This is a genomic window from Staphylococcus sp. MZ3 (genome assembly GCF_018622755.1).
Lineage (GTDB): Bacteria > Bacillota > Bacilli > Staphylococcales > Staphylococcaceae > Staphylococcus > Staphylococcus aureus.
Window position 1 is genome coordinate 1195909 of the sequence record NZ_CP076026.1, and the last position, 21442, is coordinate 1217350.

At 33.3% G+C, this 21442-nt stretch carries 18 protein-coding genes and 1 pseudogene; 17 read left to right on the forward strand and 2 right to left on the reverse strand.

Annotated elements, in window-relative coordinates:
• The first annotated feature begins 11 nt into the window (after positions 1-11).
• The 3 genes from KI230_RS05860 to KI230_RS05870 all read left to right on the forward strand — a co-directional run bounded on the left by KI230_RS05860 (position 12) and on the right by KI230_RS05870 (position 4691).
• The gene (locus KI230_RS05860; protein ID WP_001117064.1) at positions 12-629 is read left to right on the forward strand and encodes a DivIVA domain-containing protein; all 618 of its coding nucleotides are present in this window, start codon (positions 12-14) and stop codon (positions 627-629) included.
• Positions 630-849: 220 nt separating this feature from the next.
• Positions 850-3603 carry an isoleucine--tRNA ligase gene (gene ileS, locus KI230_RS05865; protein ID WP_138277895.1) on the forward strand — a complete coding sequence of 918 codons (2754 nt, stop codon included), beginning with the start codon at positions 850-852 and terminating at the stop codon, positions 3601-3603.
• A 290-nt stretch (positions 3604-3893) separates the two neighbouring features.
• Positions 3894-4691, forward strand: coding sequence for a VOC family protein (locus tag KI230_RS05870; protein WP_000274855.1), 798 nt, complete (start codon positions 3894-3896; stop codon positions 4689-4691).
• Positions 4692-4751: 60 nt separating this feature from the next.
• Here KI230_RS05870 and KI230_RS05875 read toward each other — a convergent pair.
• Positions 4752-4967: pseudogene (locus KI230_RS05875) on the reverse strand (IS5/IS1182 family transposase); the annotation flags it as partial.
• Positions 4968-5514: 547 nt separating this feature from the next.
• Between KI230_RS05875 and lspA the strand changes: the two are divergent.
• The 12 genes from lspA (at position 5515) to KI230_RS05935 (ending at position 18337) form a co-directional block, all read left to right on the forward strand.
• Positions 5515-6006 (forward strand): signal peptidase II, encoded by a 492-nt coding sequence (gene lspA / locus KI230_RS05880; protein ID WP_000549207.1) that lies wholly within the window; start codon positions 5515-5517, stop codon positions 6004-6006.
• The gene (locus tag KI230_RS05885; RefSeq protein WP_000451294.1) at positions 6006-6923 is read left to right on the forward strand and encodes an RluA family pseudouridine synthase; all 918 of its coding nucleotides are present in this window, start codon (positions 6006-6008) and stop codon (positions 6921-6923) included. Before lspA ends, KI230_RS05885 begins: the two co-directional genes overlap by 1 nt.
• A 399-nt stretch (positions 6924-7322) precedes the next feature.
• Positions 7323-7850, forward strand: a complete 528-nt coding sequence (gene pyrR, locus KI230_RS05890) for a bifunctional pyr operon transcriptional regulator/uracil phosphoribosyltransferase PyrR (protein WP_000003868.1) — start codon at positions 7323-7325, stop codon at positions 7848-7850.
• Positions 7851-8067: 217 nt separating this feature from the next.
• Positions 8068-9375: a uracil-xanthine permease family protein gene (locus KI230_RS05895; RefSeq protein ID WP_001178619.1), complete on the forward strand. Its 1308-nt coding sequence runs from the start codon at positions 8068-8070 to the stop codon at positions 9373-9375.
• 27 nt (positions 9376-9402) lie between these two features.
• Positions 9403-10284 (forward strand): aspartate carbamoyltransferase catalytic subunit, encoded by an 882-nt coding sequence (locus tag KI230_RS05900; protein WP_001016166.1) that lies wholly within the window; start codon positions 9403-9405, stop codon positions 10282-10284.
• A gap of 17 nt (positions 10285-10301) precedes the next feature.
• The gene (pyrC, locus tag KI230_RS05905; protein WP_214958347.1) at positions 10302-11576 is read left to right on the forward strand and encodes a dihydroorotase; all 1275 of its coding nucleotides are present in this window, start codon (positions 10302-10304) and stop codon (positions 11574-11576) included.
• A gap of 1 nt (position 11577) precedes the next feature.
• Positions 11578-12678 (forward strand): carbamoyl phosphate synthase small subunit, encoded by a 1101-nt coding sequence (locus KI230_RS05910; RefSeq protein WP_001190913.1) that lies wholly within the window; start codon positions 11578-11580, stop codon positions 12676-12678.
• Complete coding sequence (gene carB / locus KI230_RS05915; protein WP_001126264.1) at positions 12671-15844, forward strand: carbamoyl-phosphate synthase large subunit; 3174 nt, start codon at positions 12671-12673, stop codon at positions 15842-15844. The genes KI230_RS05910 and carB overlap by 8 nt, the downstream gene beginning before the upstream one ends.
• Positions 15845-15953: 109 nt before the next feature.
• Complete coding sequence (gene pyrF / locus KI230_RS05920; protein WP_000654059.1) at positions 15954-16646, forward strand: orotidine-5'-phosphate decarboxylase; 693 nt, start codon at positions 15954-15956, stop codon at positions 16644-16646.
• Positions 16646-17257, forward strand: coding sequence for an orotate phosphoribosyltransferase (gene pyrE, locus KI230_RS05925; RefSeq protein WP_001040245.1), 612 nt, complete (start codon positions 16646-16648; stop codon positions 17255-17257). Before pyrF ends, pyrE begins: the two co-directional genes overlap by 1 nt.
• A 29-nt stretch (positions 17258-17286) precedes the next feature.
• Entirely contained in the window at positions 17287-17499 is a 213-nt protein-coding gene (locus KI230_RS05930) for a hypothetical protein (protein ID WP_000998557.1), read from the forward strand.
• Positions 17500-17935: 436 nt separating this feature from the next.
• Positions 17936-18337, forward strand: a complete 402-nt coding sequence (locus KI230_RS05935) for a VOC family protein (RefSeq protein ID WP_000354184.1) — start codon at positions 17936-17938, stop codon at positions 18335-18337.
• A 262-nt stretch (positions 18338-18599) separates the two neighbouring features.
• Here the strand turns inward: KI230_RS05935 and KI230_RS05940 are convergent, their stop codons facing one another.
• Positions 18600-20297, reverse strand: coding sequence for an Rqc2 family fibronectin-binding protein (locus tag KI230_RS05940; RefSeq protein WP_000312761.1), 1698 nt, complete (start codon positions 20295-20297; stop codon positions 18600-18602).
• A gap of 274 nt (positions 20298-20571) precedes the next feature.
• Between KI230_RS05940 and gmk the strand changes: the two genes are divergently transcribed.
• Both gmk and rpoZ read left to right on the forward strand, forming a co-directional pair.
• Positions 20572-21195 (forward strand): guanylate kinase, encoded by a 624-nt coding sequence (gene gmk / locus KI230_RS05945; RefSeq protein WP_000368226.1) that lies wholly within the window; start codon positions 20572-20574, stop codon positions 21193-21195.
• The gene (gene rpoZ / locus KI230_RS05950; RefSeq protein ID WP_000933956.1) at positions 21195-21413 is read left to right on the forward strand and encodes a DNA-directed RNA polymerase subunit omega; all 219 of its coding nucleotides are present in this window, start codon (positions 21195-21197) and stop codon (positions 21411-21413) included. The genes gmk and rpoZ overlap by 1 nt, the downstream gene beginning before the upstream one ends.
• Positions 21414-21442: the final 29 nt, after the last annotated feature.

Below are 21442 nucleotides of genomic sequence, written 5' to 3' on the forward strand. Positions count from 1 at the left end.
GAGGATAACAAATGCCTTTTACACCAAATGAAATTAAGAATAAAGAGTTTTCACGTGTAAAGAATGGTTTAGAACCTACTGAAGTTGCTAATTTTTTGGAGCAACTAAGCACTGAAATTGAACGTCTTAAAGAAGATAAAAAACAACTTGAAAAAGTAATCGAAGAGAGAGATACTAATATTAAGTCTTATCAAGACGTGCATCAATCTGTAAGTGATGCTTTGATACAAGCTCAAAAAGCTGGTGAAGAAACTAAGCAAGCTGCAGAGAAACAAGCTGAAGCGATTATAGCTAAGGCAGAAGCGCAAGCTAATCAAATGGTTGGTGACGCGGTAGAAAAAGCACGCCGTTTAGCATTCCAGACTGAAGATATGAAACGTCAATCAAAAGTATTTAGATCGCGTTTCCGTATGTTAGTTGAAGCGCAATTAGACTTATTAAAAAACGAAGATTGGGATTACTTGTTGAATTATGATTTAGACGCTGAACAAGTGACGCTTGAAAATATTCATCATTTGCATGAAAATGATTTAAAGCCAGATGAAGTTGCAGCAAATGCACAAAATAATGCATCAAATACACCAGACAATAATCAACAATCCAATGATTCAGAAACAACTAAGAAGTAAGAATTAAATAAAGACAGACGCGTAATATACATTTAACTTTTCACAGCGAATTAGGTAATGGTGAGAGCCTAGTAAAAGCATGTATGTTATATCACTGGCTTTTTAATATTTAAATAATGTAATGAGAGAACTCTAAGTTGAGTTAATAAGGGTGGTACCGCGAGCAATCGTCCCTTTTAATTTAACTTAGAGTTTTTTAAATTTTTAAGGAGTGAAAAAAATGGATTACAAAGAAACGTTATTAATGCCTAAAACAGATTTCCCAATGCGAGGTGGTTTACCAAACAAGGAACCGCAAATTCAAGAAAAATGGGATGCAGAAGATCAATACCATAAAGCGTTAGAAAAAAATAAAGGTAACGAAACATTCATTTTACATGATGGCCCACCATACGCGAATGGTAACTTACATATGGGACATGCCTTGAACAAAATTTTAAAAGACTTTATTGTACGTTATAAAACTATGCAAGGGTTCTATGCACCATACGTACCAGGTTGGGATACACATGGTTTACCAATTGAACAAGCATTAACGAAAAAAGGTGTTGACCGAAAGAAAATGTCAACAGCTGAATTCCGTGAGAAATGTAAAGAATTTGCTTTAGAACAAATTGAATTACAGAAAAAAGATTTTAGACGTTTAGGTGTTCGTGGTGACTTTAATGATCCATATATTACATTAAAACCTGAATACGAAGCTGCACAAATTCGTATTTTTGGAGAAATGGCAGATAAAGGTTTAATTTATAAAGGTAAAAAGCCAGTTTATTGGTCTCCTTCAAGTGAGTCTTCATTAGCAGAAGCAGAAATTGAATATCACGATAAACGTTCAGCATCAATTTACGTTGCATTTGACGTTAAAGATGACAAAGGTGTCGTTGATGCAGATGCTAAATTTATTATCTGGACAACAACGCCATGGACAATTCCATCAAATGTTGCGATTACCGTTCATCCTGAATTAAAATATGGTCAATACAATGTAAATGGCGAAAAATATATTATTGCAGAAGCCTTGTCTGACGCTGTAGCAGAAGCACTGGATTGGGATAAAGAATCAATCAAATTAGAAAAAGAATACACAGGTAAAGAATTAGAGTATGTTGTAGCACAACATCCATTCTTAGACAGAGAATCGTTAGTGATTAATGGTGATCATGTTACTACAGATGCTGGTACAGGTTGTGTACATACAGCACCAGGTCACGGGGAAGATGACTATATTGTTGGTCAAAAATATGAATTGCCAGTAATTAGTCCAATCGATGATAAAGGTGTATTTACTGAAGAAGGCGGCCAATTTGAAGGGATGTTCTATGATAAAGCTAATAAAGCCGTTACTGATTTATTAACAGAAAAAGGTGCACTATTAAAATTAGACTTTATTACACATAGCTATCCACACGACTGGAGAACAAAAAAACCTGTAATCTTCCGTGCTACACCACAATGGTTTGCCTCAATCAGTAAAGTAAGACAAGATATTTTAGATGCAATCGAAAATACAAACTTCAAAGTAAATTGGGGTAAAACACGTATTTACAATATGGTTCGTGACCGTGGCGAATGGGTTATTTCTCGTCAACGTGTGTGGGGTGTACCGTTACCAGTATTTTATGCTGAAAATGGCGAAATTATCATGACGAAAGAAACAGTGAATCATGTTGCTGATTTATTTGCAGAACACGGTTCAAATATTTGGTTTGAAAGAGAAGCGAAAGACTTACTACCAGAAGGATTTACACATCCAGGCAGCCCTAACGGTACATTTACTAAAGAAACAGACATTATGGACGTTTGGTTTGATTCTGGTTCATCACACCGTGGCGTGTTGGAAACAAGACCGGAATTAAGTTTCCCAGCGGATATGTATTTAGAAGGTAGTGACCAATATCGTGGTTGGTTCAACTCTTCTATCACAACTTCAGTTGCTACAAGAGGAGTATCACCTTATAAATTCTTACTTTCTCATGGTTTTGTTATGGACGGTGAAGGTAAGAAAATGAGTAAATCTTTAGGTAATGTGATTGTACCTGACCAAGTGGTTAAACAAAAAGGTGCTGATATTGCGAGACTTTGGGTAAGTAGTACGGACTATTTAGCTGATGTTAGAATTTCTGATGAAATTTTAAAACAAACATCTGATGTTTATCGTAAAATCAGAAATACATTAAGATTTATGTTAGGTAACATTAACGATTTCAATCCTGACACAGATAGCATTCCTGAATCAGAGTTATTAGAAGTGGATCGTTACTTGCTAAATCGTTTACGTGAATTTACTGCAAGTACGATTAACAACTATGAAAACTTTGACTACTTAAATATTTATCAAGAAGTTCAAAACTTTATCAATGTTGAGTTAAGTAATTTCTATTTGGATTACGGTAAAGATATTTTATATATTGAACAACGTGATTCTCATATCCGTCGTAGTATGCAAACAGTGTTATATCAAATTTTAGTTGATATGACGAAGTTGTTAGCACCAATCTTAGTGCATACAGCTGAAGAAGTTTGGTCTCATACACCACATGTTAAAGAAGAAAGTGTTCACTTAGCAGACATGCCTAAAGTTGTAGAAGTAGATCAAGCTTTATTGGATAAATGGCGTACATTTATGAATTTACGTGATGATGTGAACCGTGCATTAGAAACTGCTCGTAATGAAAAAGTTATTGGTAAATCATTAGAAGCTAAAGTTACGATTGCTAGTAACGATAAATTTAATGCATCTGAATTCTTAACTTCATTTGATGCATTACATCAATTATTTATCGTGTCACAAGTTAAAGTTGTAGATAAGTTAGATGATCAGGCAACAGCTTATGAACATGGTGATATTGTCATCGAACATGCAGATGGTGAAAAATGTGAAAGATGTTGGAACTATTCAGAGGATCTTGGTGCTGTTGATGAATTGACGCATCTATGTCCACGATGCCAACAAGTTGTAAAATCACTGGTATAATTGAAATTGTATAAAGTACTTATACAGATGATATAAATTAAAGCTCTCTTCATAATCATGTTGTAGTTTTTGTTGACATGATGAAGAGAGTTTTTTTGTGAATAAAAAAATGACCAAGTTACTGGTTATATGTGTTAAAAAATGTGTAATTTACTAAAATAAAAATTATTCAGGAATGGTACAAATTCTCTGAAGCTTATAAATGCGTTATAGTTGCTATTCTCAATTATGTTCGCGATAATTTTAAGTAAAAGTAAGCACAGATATTGAATTTGATAGGAGTTAATTGAATGTATCATAACAGTAACGCAAACTTTGTAAATGGTATCACTTTAAATGTGAGAGATAAGAATGAATTAAAGCCATTTTATGAGGACGTATTAGGATTAAATATTATAAATGAGACATTAACATCGATACAATATGAAGTAGGTCAAAATAATCATGTCATTACACTTGTTGAATTACAAAATGGACGTGAACCTTTAATGTCCGAAGCGGGACTGTTTCATATCGCAATTAAACTACCTCAAATTAGTGATTTAGCTAATTTACTAATTCATTTAAGCGAATATGATATTCCAGTTAACGGAGGTATACAGCCTGCTTCGTTATCATTATTTTTTGAAGACCCAGAAGGAAACGGTTTTAAATTTTATGTTGATAAAGACGAAGCGCAATGGACGAGGCAAAATGATTTAGTAAAAATTGATATTAGACCATTAAATGTACCGAGATTAGTGAGTCATGCAACAAAATTGTTATGGTTAGGTATTCCAGATGACGCTATTATAGGTGCATTGCATATTAAGACAATTCATTTATCAGAGGTAAAAGAGTACTACCTCGATTATTTTGGATTAGAGCAATCGGCATATATGGATGATTATTCAATATTTTTAGCATCGAATGGCTATTATCAACATTTGGCCATGAATGATTGGGTATCAGCAACGAAACGTGTAGAAAATTTTGATACGTATGGATTAGCAATTGTTGACTTTCATTATCCTGAAACAACACATTTAAATTTACAAGGTCCGGATGGTATCTATTATCGCTTTAATCATATCGAAGTTGAAGATTAGTATATACTTTGAATGGACGAACCATATAATGAATCGTTTTTAATGATCTTTTTATACAAGTTATGAAGGAGGCTGGGACATTAAGTTCTTAGGCAATGTAAAAAGCTGATTTCTATTAATTATTTGATAGAAATCAGCTTTTTTGATATGTATTTTATAATGTACAGCTCGTTGAGCTGCTATTTTCCTTATATTAAGTGCCATTAATACAAAACCTAGCTCTCGTTTAACTTTATTTATTCCTCGAACTGACATTCGAGTGAAACTCAAAATAGCCTACTTTCTTAAATTAACAATATCTATTCTCATAGAATTTGTCCAATTAAGTGTAGACGATTCATGTCTTATTTTTTTAAAGTATTTAAAAGTAAAATTACATGTTAATACGTAGTATTAATGGCGAGACTCCTGAGGGAGCAGTGCCAGTCGAAGACCGAGGCTGAGACGGCACCCTAGGAAGGGACCCATCATCAAAAATTCTATTTATAGAATTTTACAGTAATGTGCCAGATGGGCATAGCGAAGCCATTCAATACGAAGTATTGTATAAATAGAGAACAGCAGTAAGATAATTTTTAATTAGAAAATATCTTACTACTGTCTTTTTAGGGATTTATGTTCCAGCCTGCTTTCCTAATTTTTAATGTCATCTTAAATATGATAAATGAATAATTAAGTTCATATTTAATGTCAAAACATAGTAGTTTATCAAGTATTGAGTGAGTAACATTAGATTTAATGTAATATGCTTACTTTTTTTATTAGCAGGTGTAAGCTATAATATAAAGAGTTGTCTTATGGACGATTGATTGGAGGAACGAAAATGCACAAAAAATATTTTATTGGCACTTCCATTTTAATAGCAGTATTTGTCGTTATATTTGACCAAGTTACTAAATATATTATAGCTACTACAATGAAAATTGGAGATTCATTTGAAGTGATACCGCACTTTTTAAACATAACATCACATCGAAATAATGGTGCTGCATGGGGAATATTGAGTGGAAAAATGACATTTTTCTTTATTATTACCATTATTATATTAATAGCCTTAGTATATTTCTTTATTAAAGATGCTCAATATAATTTGTTTATGCAAGTTGCTATTAGTTTACTTTTTGCAGGTGCACTTGGAAACTTTATTGATAGAATTTTAACAGGAGAAGTTGTTGACTTTATTGATACAAATATTTTTGGTTATGATTTTCCAATATTTAATATAGCAGATTCAAGTTTAACAATTGGTGTAATATTAATTATTATTGCCTTATTAAAGGATACTTCCAATAAAAAGGAGAAGGAGGTTAAGTAATGGAGACTTATGAATTTAACATTACAGATAAAGAACAAACAGGTATGCGTGTAGATAAGTTGCTGCCTGAATTAAATAATGATTGGTCTCGTAACCAGATACAAGATTGGATTAAAGCAGGTTTAGTCGTTGCAAACGATAAAGTTGTTAAATCTAATTATAAAGTGAAACTTAATGATCATATAGTTGTCACTGAAAAAGAAGTGGTTGAAGCTGATATTCTACCTGAAAATTTAAATTTAGATATTTATTATGAAGATGACGATGTTGCAGTTGTATATAAACCGAAAGGCATGGTAGTTCATCCATCACCAGGGCATTATACCAATACATTAGTTAATGGTTTAATGTATCAAATTAAAAATTTGTCAGGTATTAATGGAGAAATTCGTCCAGGTATTGTTCACCGTATAGATATGGATACTTCTGGTTTATTAATGGTTGCTAAAAATGATATTGCTCATCGTGGGCTTGTAGAACAATTAATGGATAAATCTGTTAAAAGAAAATATATCGCTTTAGTTCACGGGAATATTCCTCATGATTACGGTACAATCGATGCGCCAATTGGTAGAAACAAAAATGATCGTCAATCTATGGCTGTTGTTGATGATGGTAAGGAAGCAGTGACACATTTTAACGTACTAGAACATTTTAAAGATTATACGCTTGTTGAATGTCAACTTGAAACAGGACGTACGCATCAAATCCGTGTGCACATGAAATATATTGGCTTCCCATTAGTTGGTGATCCAAAGTATGGACCGAAAAAGACATTGGATATTGGTGGTCAAGCTCTACATGCTGGACTTATTGGATTCGAACATCCAGTAACAGGTGAATATATTGAAAGACATGCTGAATTACCACAAGACTTTGAAGATTTATTAGATACAATTCGAAAAAGAGATGCATAATTGTGTTGTGCTATAATTACGATAACATTATTATGTAAACTATAAGTATTTATCGTTTTCGTTTTTTTAAAATGAAAACACATTATAAAATAGATTAAGGTTAACATTTTTACTGAGATCGGTTAATTTTTCAATATAGATTGACAAAGCGCCTGATTAGTATTATCCTTATAACAGTTTAAGTACAACATAAAGAGTCTTTAATTGAGCGTCCAGAGAGACGTCAAAGACATGAAAATATAGATATATACTAAAATGATCATAACACTTTCACATATGCAAGAATAAGTAGTAATACTACGATTCTTCTATGTAAATAGGCTGATTGTATATACTAAACCTCATGTCGATATTAAAGACATGAGGTTTTTTGTTTCTAAATTTTGAAAGGGTGAGAATATGTCTGAACGTATCATAATGGATGATGCCGCAATACAACGTACAGTGACGAGAATCGCTCACGAAATTTTGGAGTATAACAAAGGTACTGATAATTTAATTCTTTTAGGTATCAAAACAAGAGGTGAATATTTAGCGAATCGTATACAAGATAAAATTCATCAAATTGAGCAACAACGTATACCTACTGGAACAATTGATATTACATACTTTAGAGATGATATAGAGCACATGTCATCACTTTCGACAAAAGACGCAATAGACATCGACACAGATATTACAGATAAAGTAGTCATCATTATTGATGATGTGCTGTATACTGGTCGAACGGTTCGTGCTTCACTTGATGCTATTTTGCTAAATGCTAGACCTATTAAAATTGGTTTAGCTGCTTTGGTTGATCGAGGACATCGTGAGTTACCAATTCGAGCAGATTTTGTTGGTAAAAATATACCTACTTCTAAAGAGGAAACGGTAAGTGTCTATTTAGAAGAAATGGATCAAAGAAATGCAGTTATAATTAAATAATACCCCTTTTAATTCAGTACGAGAGACTGAAAAAGGTGGGGGAGTTGAATGATAAATAAGTTTTCATATGCTTGTTTATCTAATAATACCCTCATGTTCGACAACTATAAGTCAATTTCTATGGACGAAAATGACTTGTAGCAACTTGTCACACTTTTTGTCTCTTTACATATACTGATGTAAAGAGATTTTTTTATTATCGGAGGAAATGAATATTATGCAAAATGATGAAATGTTTGAACGAACAGTAAAACCTGTACTAGATGTAAATGAAAAACCACAACCAGCGCAATGGGCATTTTTAAGCTTACAACATTTATTTGCGATGTTTGGCGCAACAGTACTAGTACCATTCTTAACAGGATTACCAATATCCGCAGCGTTACTAGCTTCGGGAATCGGTACATTACTTTATATCTTAATAACGAAGGCCCAAATACCAGCATACTTGGGATCTAGCTTTGCATTTATCACACCAATTATCACGGGATTAAGTACGCATAGCTTAGGAGACATGCTTGTAGCATTATTCATGAGTGGTGTTATGTACGTCATCATTGGGATTTTAATCAAATTAAGTGGGACAGCATGGTTAATGAAATTATTACCACCAGTTGTTGTAGGACCAGTCATCATGGTAATTGGTTTAAGCTTAGCGCCTACTGCAGTCAATATGGCAATGTATGAAAATCCTGGAGATATGAAAGGTTACAATATCAGTTTCTTAATTGTTGCAATGATAACCTTGCTTGTAACAATAGTCGTTCAAGGATTTTTTAAAGGATTCCTATCTTTAATTCCAGTTCTTGTAGGTATTATCGTAGGTTATGTGGTAGCGATTTTTATGGGGATTGTGAAATTTGATGCAATTATGTCAGCAAAATGGATAGATTTCCCTCATATTTATCTGCCATTTAAAGATTATGTACCTTCATTTCACTTAGGACTTGTACTTGTAATGATTCCGATTGTGTTCGTAACAGTAAGTGAACATATTGGGCACCAAATGGTATTGAATAAAATCGTAGGTAGAAACTTCTTTGAAAAGCCAGGACTTGATAAATCAATCATTGGTGATGGTGTTTCTACAATGTTTGCCAGTATTATTGGTGGACCACCAAGTACAACATACGGTGAAAATATCGGTGTATTAGCGATTACCAGAATATACAGTATTTACGTCATTGGTGGTGCAGCAGTTATAGCAATTGTTTTAGCATTCATTGGTAAGTTCACTGCATTAATTTCTTCTATACCTACACCAGTTATGGGAGGAGTATCTATATTACTTTTCGGTATTATTGCAGCAAGTGGCTTAAGAATGTTAGTTGAAAGCAAAGTAGATTTTGCGAACAATCGAAATTTAGTTATAGCTTCTGTAATTTTAGTTGTAGGTATCGGTAATTTAGTATTTAACTTAAAAGAAATTGGTATCAACCTTCAAATTGAGGGGATGGCATTAGCTGCACTTTCAGGAATTATTTTGAACTTAATCTTACCTAAAGAGAAAAAACAAAACAATTAAGATTTACAAATTAAGGAGGGCGCTTTTATGAATCATTTATTATCAATGGAACATTTATCTACAGATCAAATATACAAACTTATCCAAAAGGCAAGTCAATTTAAATCTGGTGAACGTCAACTACCAAACTTTGAAGGGAAATATGTCGCAAATTTATTCTTTGAAAATTCTACTCGAACAAAATGTAGTTTTGAAATGGCAGAACTTAAGCTAGGGTTAAAAACGATTAGCTTTGAAACATCAACATCATCTGTTTCAAAAGGTGAATCTTTATATGACACATGTAAAACTTTAGAAAGTATTGGCTGTGATTTATTAGTCATTAGACATCCGTTTAATAACTACTATGAAAAATTAGCGAATATTAACATCCCAATTGCGAATGCTGGTGATGGTAGTGGACAACATCCAACACAAAGTTTACTTGATTTAATGACGATATATGAAGAATATGGATATTTTGAAGGCTTGAATGTATTGATTTGTGGAGACATTAAAAATTCACGTGTCGCACGTAGTAATTACCATAGTTTAAAAGCATTAGGTGCAAACGTAATGTTTAATAGCCCAAATGCTTGGATTGATGATTCTTTAGAAGCACCTTATGTAAATATAGATGATGTTATAGAAACAGTAGATATAGTTATGTTATTAAGAATTCAACATGAAAGACATGGGCTTGCAGAAGAAACTAGATTTGCAGCAGATGATTATCATCAAAAGCATGGCTTAAATGAAGTGCGCTATAACAAATTACAAGAACATGCTATTGTTATGCATCCGGCACCTGTGAATAGAGGAGTAGAAATACAAAGCGATTTAGTAGAAGCTTCAAAATCAAGAATTTTTAAGCAAATGGAAAATGGCGTTTACTTAAGAATGGCAGTCATTGATGAATTATTAAAATAGGTAAGGGGACGAAAATGATGAAATTAATTAAAAACGGTAAAGTATTACAAAATGGAGAATTACAACAAGCAGATATTTTAATTGATGGTAAGGTAATTAAACAAATTGCACCTGCAATTGAACCAAGCAATGGTGTTGACATCATAGATGCGAAAGGTCACTTTGTGTCACCTGGATTTGTCGATGTTCATGTTCATTTACGTGAACCTGGTGGTGAATATAAAGAGACAATTGAAACTGGTACTAAAGCTGCTGCTAGAGGCGGATTTACAACTGTATGTCCAATGCCTAACACAAGACCGGTACCAGATTCTGTAGAACATTTTGAAGCTTTACAAAAATTAATCGATGACAATGCTCAAGTACGTGTATTACCTTATGCTTCAATTACAACACGTCAATTAGGTAAAGAATTGGTTGATTTCCCAGCACTAGTAAAAGAAGGTGCCTTTGCGTTTACAGATGACGGTGTAGGAGTACAAACTGCAAGCATGATGTATGAAGGCATGATTGAAGCTGCAAAAGTAAACAAAGCCATCGTAGCACACTGTGAAGATAATTCATTAATCTATGGTGGTGCAATGCATGAAGGGAAACGCAGTAAAGAGTTAGGTATACCAGGTATTCCAAACATTTGTGAATCTGTTCAAATCGCAAGAGATGTACTATTAGCTGAAGCAGCAGGTTGTCATTATCATGTATGTCATGTTTCTACTAAAGAAAGTGTTAGAGTCATTCGTGACGCTAAACGCGCAGGCATTCATGTTACAGCTGAAGTTACACCACACCATTTATTGTTAACAGAAGATGATATTCCTGGTAATAATGCCATTTATAAAATGAATCCACCATTGAGAAGTACTGAAGATAGAGTGGCTTTGTTAGAAGGGTTACTAGACGGTACAATTGACTGTATCGCAACAGACCATGCACCACATGCACGTGATGAAAAAGCACAACCAATGGAAAAAGCACCATTCGGAATTGTTGGTAGTGAAACAGCATTCCCATTATTATATACGCATTTTGTAAAAAATGGTGATTGGACATTACAACAATTAGTAGATTACTTAACAATTAAACCATGTGAGACATTTAATTTAGAATACGGCACATTAAAAGAAAATGGTTATGCAGATTTAACAATCATTGATTTAGATAGTGAACAAGAAATTAAAGGAGAAGATTTCTTATCAAAAGCAGATAATACACCATTTATCGGCTATAAAGTTTATGGAAATCCGATCTTAACAATGGTTGAAGGCGAAGTTAAATTTGAGGGGGATAAATAATATGCAAAGCAAACGTTATCTAGTGTTAGAAGACGGTTCTTTTTACGAAGGCTACCGTTTAGGATCTGATAACTTAACTGTAGGAGAAATTGTATTTAATACAGCTATGACAGGTTATCAAGAAACTATTTCAGATCCATCATATACAGGTCAGATCATTACTTTTACGTATCCATTAATCGGTAATTATGGTATCAATAGAGACGATTTTGAATCATTAGTACCTACATTAAACGGTATTGTTGTGAAAGAAGCGAGTGCGCATCCAAGTAATTTTAGACAGCAAAAGACACTTCATGACGTTTTAGAATTGCATCAAATTCCAGGGATTGCAGGTGTTGATACAAGAAGTATTACGCGTAAAATTCGACAACACGGTGTGTTAAAAGCTGGTTTTACTGATCGAAAAGAAGATATTGATCAACTTGTCAAACATTTACAACAAGTAGAATTACCTAAAAACGAAGTAGAAATCGTTTCGACAAAAACACCGTATGTTTCGACAGGTAAGGATCTAAGTGTTGTACTTGTAGACTTTGGTAAGAAGCAAAATATTGTTCGAGAATTAAACGTCAGAGGTTGTAACGTCACAGTTGTACCATATACAACTACTGCCGAAGAAATTTTAGCAATGGCTCCAGATGGCGTTATGCTATCAAACGGACCAGGTAATCCTGAAGTTGTAGAATGTGCGATTCCAATGATTCAAGGAATTTTAGGGAAAATTCCGTTCTTTGGTATCTGTCTAGGACATCAACTTTTTGCATTATCTCAAGGAGCAAGCTCATTTAAAATGAAGTTTGGTCATCGTGGTGCGAACCATCCAGTTAAAAATTTAGAGACTGGAAAAGTTGATATTACGAGTCAAAACCATGGATATGCAATAGATATAGATTCGTTAAAAAGTACTGATTTAGAAGTTACTCATCTTGCATTAAATGATGGTACTGTAGAAGGTTTAAAACATAAAACATTACCAGCATTTTCTGTTCAATACCATCCTGAAGCAAATCCAGGACCGTCAGATTCAAACTATCTATTTGATGATTTTGTAGCAATGATGACTAATTTTAAGGAAAAGGAGCGTCATATCAATGCCTAAACGTAATGATATCAAAACAATTTTAGTAATAGGGTCTGGGCCAATTATCATAGGTCAAGCAGCTGAATTTGATTATGCTGGAACACAAGCATGTCTAGCTTTAAAAGAAGAGGGATATCGAGTTATTCTTGTAAATTCAAATCCAGCGACAATCATGACTGATAAGGAAATTGCGGATAAAGTATATATCGAACCGTTAACTCATGATTTTATAGCGCGAATTATACGTAAAGAGCAACCTGACGCTTTACTTCCAACTTTAGGTGGTCAAACAGGTTTAAACATGGCGATTCAACTACACGAAAGTGGTGTGCTTCAAGATAATAACGTCCAATTATTAGGAACTGAGCTAACATCAATTCAACAAGCAGAAGACCGTGAAATGTTTAGAACATTAATGAATGATTTAAACGTTCCTGTACCAGAGAGTGACATTGTAAATACAGTAGAGCAAGCCTTTAAATTCAAAGAGCAAGTGGGATACCCGCTAATTGTTAGACCGGCATTTACGATGGGTGGTACCGGAGGCGGTATTTGTCATAATGATGAAGAATTACATGAAATCGTCTCAAATGGTCTTCATTATAGTCCAGCAACGCAATGTTTATTAGAAAAATCTATCGCAGGTTTTAAAGAAATCGAATACGAAGTAATGCGTGATAAAAACGATAATGCCATCGTTGTATGTAACATGGAAAATATTGATCCAGTTGGTATTCATACTGGCGATTCAATTGTTGTGGCTCCTAGTCAAACATTATCAGATGTTGAGTATCAAATGTTACGTGATGTTTCATTAAAAGTTATTCGAGCTTTAGGTATCGAAGGTGGTTGTAATGTTCAATTAGCATTAGATCCCCATTCATTCGATTATTATATTATAGAAGTAAATCCGCGTGTATCACGTTCATCAGCGTTAGCTTCAAAAGCAACAGGATATCCTATTGCAAAATTAGCTGCTAAAATCGCGGTTGGTCTAACATTAGATGAAATGTTAAATCCAATTACAGGAACATCTTATGCAGCGTTTGAACCAACTTTAGACTATGTGATTTCAAAAATACCAAGATTTCCTTTTGATAAATTTGAAAAAGGAGAACGAGAGCTTGGCACACAAATGAAAGCAACAGGTGAAGTTATGGCCATTGGTCGAACTTACGAAGAATCATTGTTAAAAGCAATTCGATCACTTGAGTATGGTGTGCATCACTTAGGATTACCAAATGGTGAAAGCTTCGATCTTGATTATATTAAAGAACGTATTTCACACCAAGATGATGAACGATTATTTTTCATCGGCGAAGCAATTAGAAGAGGCACAACATTAGAAGAAATTCATAATATGACTCAGATTGATTACTTCTTCTTACACAAGTTCCAAAACATTATTGATATTGAGCATCAATTAAAAGAGCATCAAGGTGATTTAGAATATCTTAAATATGCAAAAGATTATGGATTTAGTGATAAAACAATAGCGCATCGCTTTAATATGACGGAAGAAGAAGTATATCAATTGCGTATGGAAAATGATATTAAACCTGTTTACAAGATGGTTGATACTTGCGCAGCTGAATTTGAATCTTCAACACCATATTATTATGGTACATACGAAACTGAAAATGAATCCATAGTTACTGACAAAGAAAAAATCTTAGTATTAGGCTCTGGACCAATTCGAATCGGCCAAGGTGTAGAATTTGACTATGCGACAGTTCACGCCGTTTGGGCAATTCAAAAAGCAGGGTACGAAGCGATAATTGTGAATAACAATCCAGAAACAGTTTCAACAGACTTCTCAATTTCTGACAAATTATACTTTGAACCTTTAACTGAAGAAGATGTGATGAATATCATTAATTTAGAAAAACCTAAAGGTGTCGTTGTACAATTTGGAGGACAAACAGCGATTAATTTAGCAGACAAATTGGCTAAACATGGTGTTAAAATACTTGGTACTTCACTAGAAAATCTAAATCGTGCTGAAGATAGAAAAGAATTTGAAGCACTATTAAGAAAAATTAACGTGCCACAGCCACAAGGGAAAACAGCTACATCACCTGAGGAAGCATTAGCGAATGCTGCAGAAATCGGATATCCGGTTGTAGTAAGACCTTCTTATGTATTAGGTGGTCGCGCAATGGAAATTGTAGACAATGACAAAGAGTTAGAAAACTATATGACCCAGGCTGTAAAAGCGAGTCCGGAACATCCGGTACTAGTCGATAGATATTTAACTGGTAAAGAAATTGAAGTTGATGCGATTTGTGATGGAGAAACGGTCATTATTCCAGGAATCATGGAACATATTGAACGTGCTGGTGTACATAGTGGTGACTCAATCGCTGTATATCCGCCACAAACTTTGACAGAAGACGAGTTAGCAACACTTGAGGACTATACTATAAAATTAGCTAAAGGTTTAAACATCATTGGCTTAATCAACATTCAATTCGTTATAGCTCACGATGGTGTATATGTTTTAGAAGTAAACCCACGTTCTAGTAGAACGGTACCATTCTTAAGTAAAATTACTGATATTCCAATGGCACAATTAGCTATGCGAGCAATCATTGGGGAAAAACTAACAGATATGGGTTATCAAGAAGGGGTTCAACCATATGCTGAGGGTGTCTTTGTGAAAGCACCGGTATTTAGTTTTAATAAATTGAAAAATGTTGATATTACTTTAGGACCTGAAATGAAGTCAACAGGTGAAGTGATGGGGAAAGATACTACATTAGAAAAGGCGTTATTCAAAGGGTTAACAGGTAGTGGCGTTGAAGTTAAAGATCACGGTACAGTATTAATGACCGTCAGTGACAAAGATAAAGAGGAAGTTGTTAAATTGGCACAACGCTTAAATGAAGTTGGCTATAAAATTTTAGCAACGTCTGGAACAGCTAATAAATTAGCTGAGTATGACATACCTGCAGAAGTAGTAGGCAAAATTGGTGGCGAAAATGATTTATTAACACGTATTCAAAATGGTGATGTTCAAATCGTTATAAATACAATGACTAAAGGTAAAGAAGTAGAAAGGGATGGCTTCCAAATTAGACGTACTACAGTTGAAAATGGTATTCCATGTTTGACATCTTTAGATACAGCTAATGCCTTAACGAATGTAATTGAAAGTATGACATTTACAATGCGTCAAATGTAAATCAATCAAACTGTATCGGTGGGGCTGTAATTAACCATTTACTTAAAGAAGTTTATATTACAGCCTCATTATTTTAATGAATTTCTTAATATAAAGGGAGACATATATGATGAAAGATTTACCAATTATTGCATTAGATTTTGAATCAAAAGAAAAAGTAAATCAATTTTTAGATTTATTTGATGAATCATTATTCGTAAAAGTAGGTATGGAACTTTTTTATCAAGAAGGTCCTCAATTAATTAATGAGATAAAAGAAAGAGGCCATGATGTATTTTTAGATTTAAAACTGCATGATATTCCTAATACAGTTGGTAAGGCGATGGAAGGACTAGCTAAATTGAATGTTGATCTGGTAAATGTTCATGCTGCTGGTGGCGTAAAAATGATGTCTGAGGCCATTAAAGGATTAAGAAAACATAATCAAGATACAAAAATTATTGCAGTAACACAGCTTACGTCAACAACAGAAGACATGTTACGACACGAACAAAATATACAAACATCGATTGAAGAGGCCGTTTTAAATTATGCCAAGTTAGCAAATGCAGCTGGTTTAGATGGCGTTGTTTGTTCACCTCTTGAAAGTCGTATGTTGACTGAAAAGTTAGGTACATCATTTTTAAAAGTAACACCAGGTATTAGACCTAAAGGTGCATCTCAAGATGACCAACACCGTATTACGACACCGGAAGAAGCAAGACAGCTTGGTTCGACGCATATTGTAGTCGGTAGACCGATTACACAAAGTGACAATCCAGTCGAAAGTTATCATAAAATTAAAGAAAGTTGGTTAGTATAATGGCTAAAGAAATTGCAAAATCATTATTAGATATTGAAGCTGTAACATTATCACCAAATGATTTATATACATGGAGTTCAGGTATTAAATCACCGATTTACTGTGATAACCGTGTTACGTTAGGTTATCCTTTAGTTCGAGGCGCAATCCGCGATGGTTTAATTAACTTAATTAAAGAACACTTTCCTGAAGTAGAAGTTATTTCTGGTACTGCAACAGCTGGTATTCCACATGCAGCTTTTATTGCTGAAAAATTAAAATTACCAATGAATTATGTTCGTTCATCAAATAAGAGTCATGGTAAGCAAAATCAAATCGAAGGTGCTAAAAGTGAAGGTAAAAAAGTAGTTGTGATAGAAGATTTAATTTCGACAGGGGGATCTTCAGTCACAGCAGTTGAAGCCTTAAAACTAGCAGGTGCAGAAGTATTAGGTGTTGTAGCTATCTTTACTTACGGTTTGAAAAAAGCAGATGATACATTTAGCAATATTCAACTACCTTTTTACACTTTAAGTGATTACAATGAATTAATTGAAGTAGCTGAAAATGAAGGTAAAATTTCTAGTGAAGATATCCAAACATTAGTTGAATGGAGAGACAACTTAGCATAATATAGACACTAGAAGGAGGAATTCAACAAATGAATGACAAAACATCTAATGATTTATATGGGAAGATAAAACATTGTAACGAATTTATCAATCATTCAAATGATTCCAATCTATCTAGTAGTCACGATGTCGACGAAAGTTCAACGAAGCAAAAACATATAAAAAATAAAACAACTATAGATCATAATGATGATTTATTTAAACATGTAAAGGATATATTACGTAAACAAGGACAAATTTAAAAACAAAAAAGCTATAGTGTTTAATATCAGGGGCTGCTTAACCGCATCCGAATATTACAAACACTATAGCTTTTATTATATAAAAAATTTATTAGCGGATAATTAACTTTATTAAAATCCAACCAATTAAGAATACGAGTAATAGGACTAATACTGGAATCACATAATGTAACATAACGTCCCTCCTTTAACTTAATTTTAATTGTAATCAAATTTGACAATAAGTCAAAACATTAATACCTATGATAAGTATCATTTATTAACATATGTATCATATTTTTAATCTTGCGTAATTTTTATCGTTAACTATGTGATTTAATCAACAGGCCAATAAGACGTTAGTCATTCGTGCACATAACGGTACGACGCGCTTTTGTCATTTTAATTATGTTAAGATAATAGTAGTTATAGAAGTTCAATCTATAGGAGGCATAGCATGGATATTCCAAAAATCACGACATTTTTAATGTTTAATAACCAAGCTGAAGAAGCTGTTAAACTATACACAAGCTTATTTGAAGATAGTGAGATTATAACAATGGCTAAGTATGGTGAAAATGGACCTGGTGATCCCGGGACTGTACAACACTCAATATTTACATTAAATGGACAAGTATTCATGGCGATTGATGCTAATAGTGGCACAGAATTACCAATGAATCCTGCGATTTCATTATTTGTTACAGTAAAAGATACTATTGAAATGGAACGACTATTTAATGGATTAAAAGATGAAGGTGCCATTTTAATGCCAAAAACGAATATGCCACCATACAGAGAGTTTGCTTGGGTTCAAGATAAGTTTGGAGTAAGTTTTCAATTAGCATTACCTGAGTAAAAGGATTCGCACAGCGTTGAATGATAAAGAAACACTTTTTCTTATGCATGCGTTTTACCTATGTATTTCTATTTTAAGTACACATTAGCATTTTAGTTTCACTCATTTTTAAAATCACAAAGATAATTTGTAACTTAAATGATGATACGTTATTTAAAAACACGATACTTCGTTTCAATGAACGCATTAAATAATAAATAAACACCTCACCATAAGAAAGGACTACTTTCTTTTGTGAGGTGTTTATTTGTCGACAACTTGATTATGATTGTTTCATTTTTTGAATAAGTTCATAATCAGGTGTAGCATACAAAGTTTTTTGATTGTCATATGTTACAAACCCAGGCTTTGCACCTGATGGTTTGTGCACATTTTTAATTAATGTGTAATCAACAGGTATTTGTCCAGAATTACCAGCTTTTGAAAAGTATCCTGCTAACATAGCCGCTTCCTTGATTGTCGTATCACTTGGTGCATCATTAAATATAACGACATGTGAACCAGGAATATCTTTTGTGTGTAACCATGTGTGAGTTTTTTTAGCTTTTTTATTTGTTAAATAATCATTTTGCTTGTTATTCTTACCAACATATATATCGTCGCCATCAGTTGATACATAATGTTGTAATTGAATCTGCGCTTTCTTTTTCTTAGTTTGATTTTTACGCTGTTTCATAAAGCCTTGTTCTGCTAATTCATCTCTAATTTCATCAATGTCATGGACAGAAATATGATGTAATTGTTGTTCGATTGTTGAAAAATAATCTATATTGTCTTTCGTCAATTGAATTTGATGTTGTAATTCACGTTCTCTCGTTTTCATACGATTATATTGTTTATAATAATATTGAGCATTTGCTGATGGGGATTTTGTAGGATTTAAAGGAATGACAACTTCTTCATTCGTATAATAATTCAATGCCGTCACTTCTTTATCGCCTTGCTTAATTCGATATATATTAGCAGTGATCAATTCACCATATAACTGTTCAGTATCTTTATTTTTAGACTGCTCATATTCTTCTATCAACTTCGCTAATTTATTTTGATATTTGTGCAACTGCTGTTGAACAAATCGAACTAAATCATTCGCACGTTGTTTAACGCGTTCACGTTCGCCACGCGCGTCATAAAAACGATCAAGTAAATCATTTAATGAATCGTACGTAACTGTATCATCATTAAATTGATTTAACTTTATAAAATAGAAATCCTCTTTACCTGTTTCATGATTTTTATGAAAAATAGGAGTAGGTGGTAACTTGGTTTCTGCCATTACTTCGTCGAATGCTTCTGGTAATGTTGATGAAGTCATAAATTGACGACGATTAACGATTTCATTCGTAATTAAAGGGCTAAATCCTTCAAACTGATTCAATAATTGTTTAGCAATATTACCTGCGTTAAAATCGATATATTTCAACACCTCTGCACCTGTAATATCATACGGATTTATTTTGTGCTGAGTAGGTGGTGCTTCATAATTAAATCCTGGCATTACTGTACGATAGTGATTCGTATTTGGTGTTAAGTGTTTAAATCCTTCAATTATTTTGCGATTTTCATCTACTAAAATTAAGTTACTATGTTTACCCATAATCTCAAGGATGACAGTGCGATAAATAGTATCGCCAATTTCATCTTTACTCTTTATATCGATTTCAATGCGACGATCATTACCAATTTGCTTAATCGATTCGATAATACCACCTTCTAAGTGTTTTCTAAAAACACGCGCAAACATGGGTGGATTAAATGGATTATCATATTTTTTAGTAGTCAATTGTAATCTTGAAAAGTTTGGATGGATTGACAATAACAATTGATGGTTTTGTCTATTTTGACGTACAACCATTAGTATCGTGTCATTATCAGGTTGATTGATTTTGTGAACGCGTCCTGTTGTTAAAAATTGTAGAGACTCAACCATTTTCTTTGTAAATAAGCCATCATAAGCCATAATTTATCTTCCACCTTCTTCATATCATTCGTTTCATTTTAACATGATTGTAACTTTTCGGTATAGTTATTGAACCATACATTATGCCACACATTTTACATTATCTAAAAGTTCGCAATTCAATTTATTTAATTAAAATTAATCGTGCAATATAACGATATTGTTAGACTTAATAGAAATTATGGCATGCAATTTCAAATATGCTATACAATATAAAGAACAATGTGATATCATATTTAAATAATAGAAGATTAGCTTAGAGAGGTCGTAAGGCATGGATAATGAAAAAGGATTGTTAATCGTTTTATCAGGACCATCTGGAGTAGGTAAAGGTACTGTTAGAAAACGAATATTTGAAGATCCAAGTACATCATATAAGTATTCTATTTCAATGACAACACGTCAAATGCGTGAAGGTGAAGTTGATGGCGTAGATTACTTTTTTAAAACTAGGGATGCGTTTGAAGCTTTAATTAAAGATGACCAATTTATAGAATATGCTGAATATGTAGGCAACTATTATGGTACACCAGTTCAATATGTTAAAGATACAATGGACGAAGGTCATGATGTATTTTTAGAAATTGAAGTAGAAGGTGCAAAGCAAGTTAGAAAGAAATTTCCAGATGCGTTATTTATTTTCTTAGCACCTCCAAGTTTAGATCACTTGAGAGAGCGATTAGTAGGTAGAGGAACAGAATCCAATGAGAAAATACAAAGTCGTATTAACGAAGCGCGTAAAGAAGTTGAAATGATGAATTTATACGATTACGTTGTAGTTAATGATGAAGTAGAACTTGCGAAGAATAGAATTCAATGTATTGTAGAAGCTGAGCACTTAAAAAGAGAGCGCGTAGAAGCTAAGTATAGAAAAATGATTTTGGAGGCTAAAAAATAATGTTAAATCCACCATTAAACCAATTAACGTCACAAATTAAATCAAAGTATTTAATTGCAACAACTGCAGCGAAAAGAGCGCGTGAAATTGATGAACAACCTGAAACTGAATTATTAAGTGAATATCATTCATTTAAACCAGTTGGTAGAGCGTTAGAAGAAATTGCTGACGGTAAAATTCGCCCTGTTATTTCAAGTGATTATTATGGTAAAGAATAGTTTCGACCATTAAAAATATGTGAAGCTAG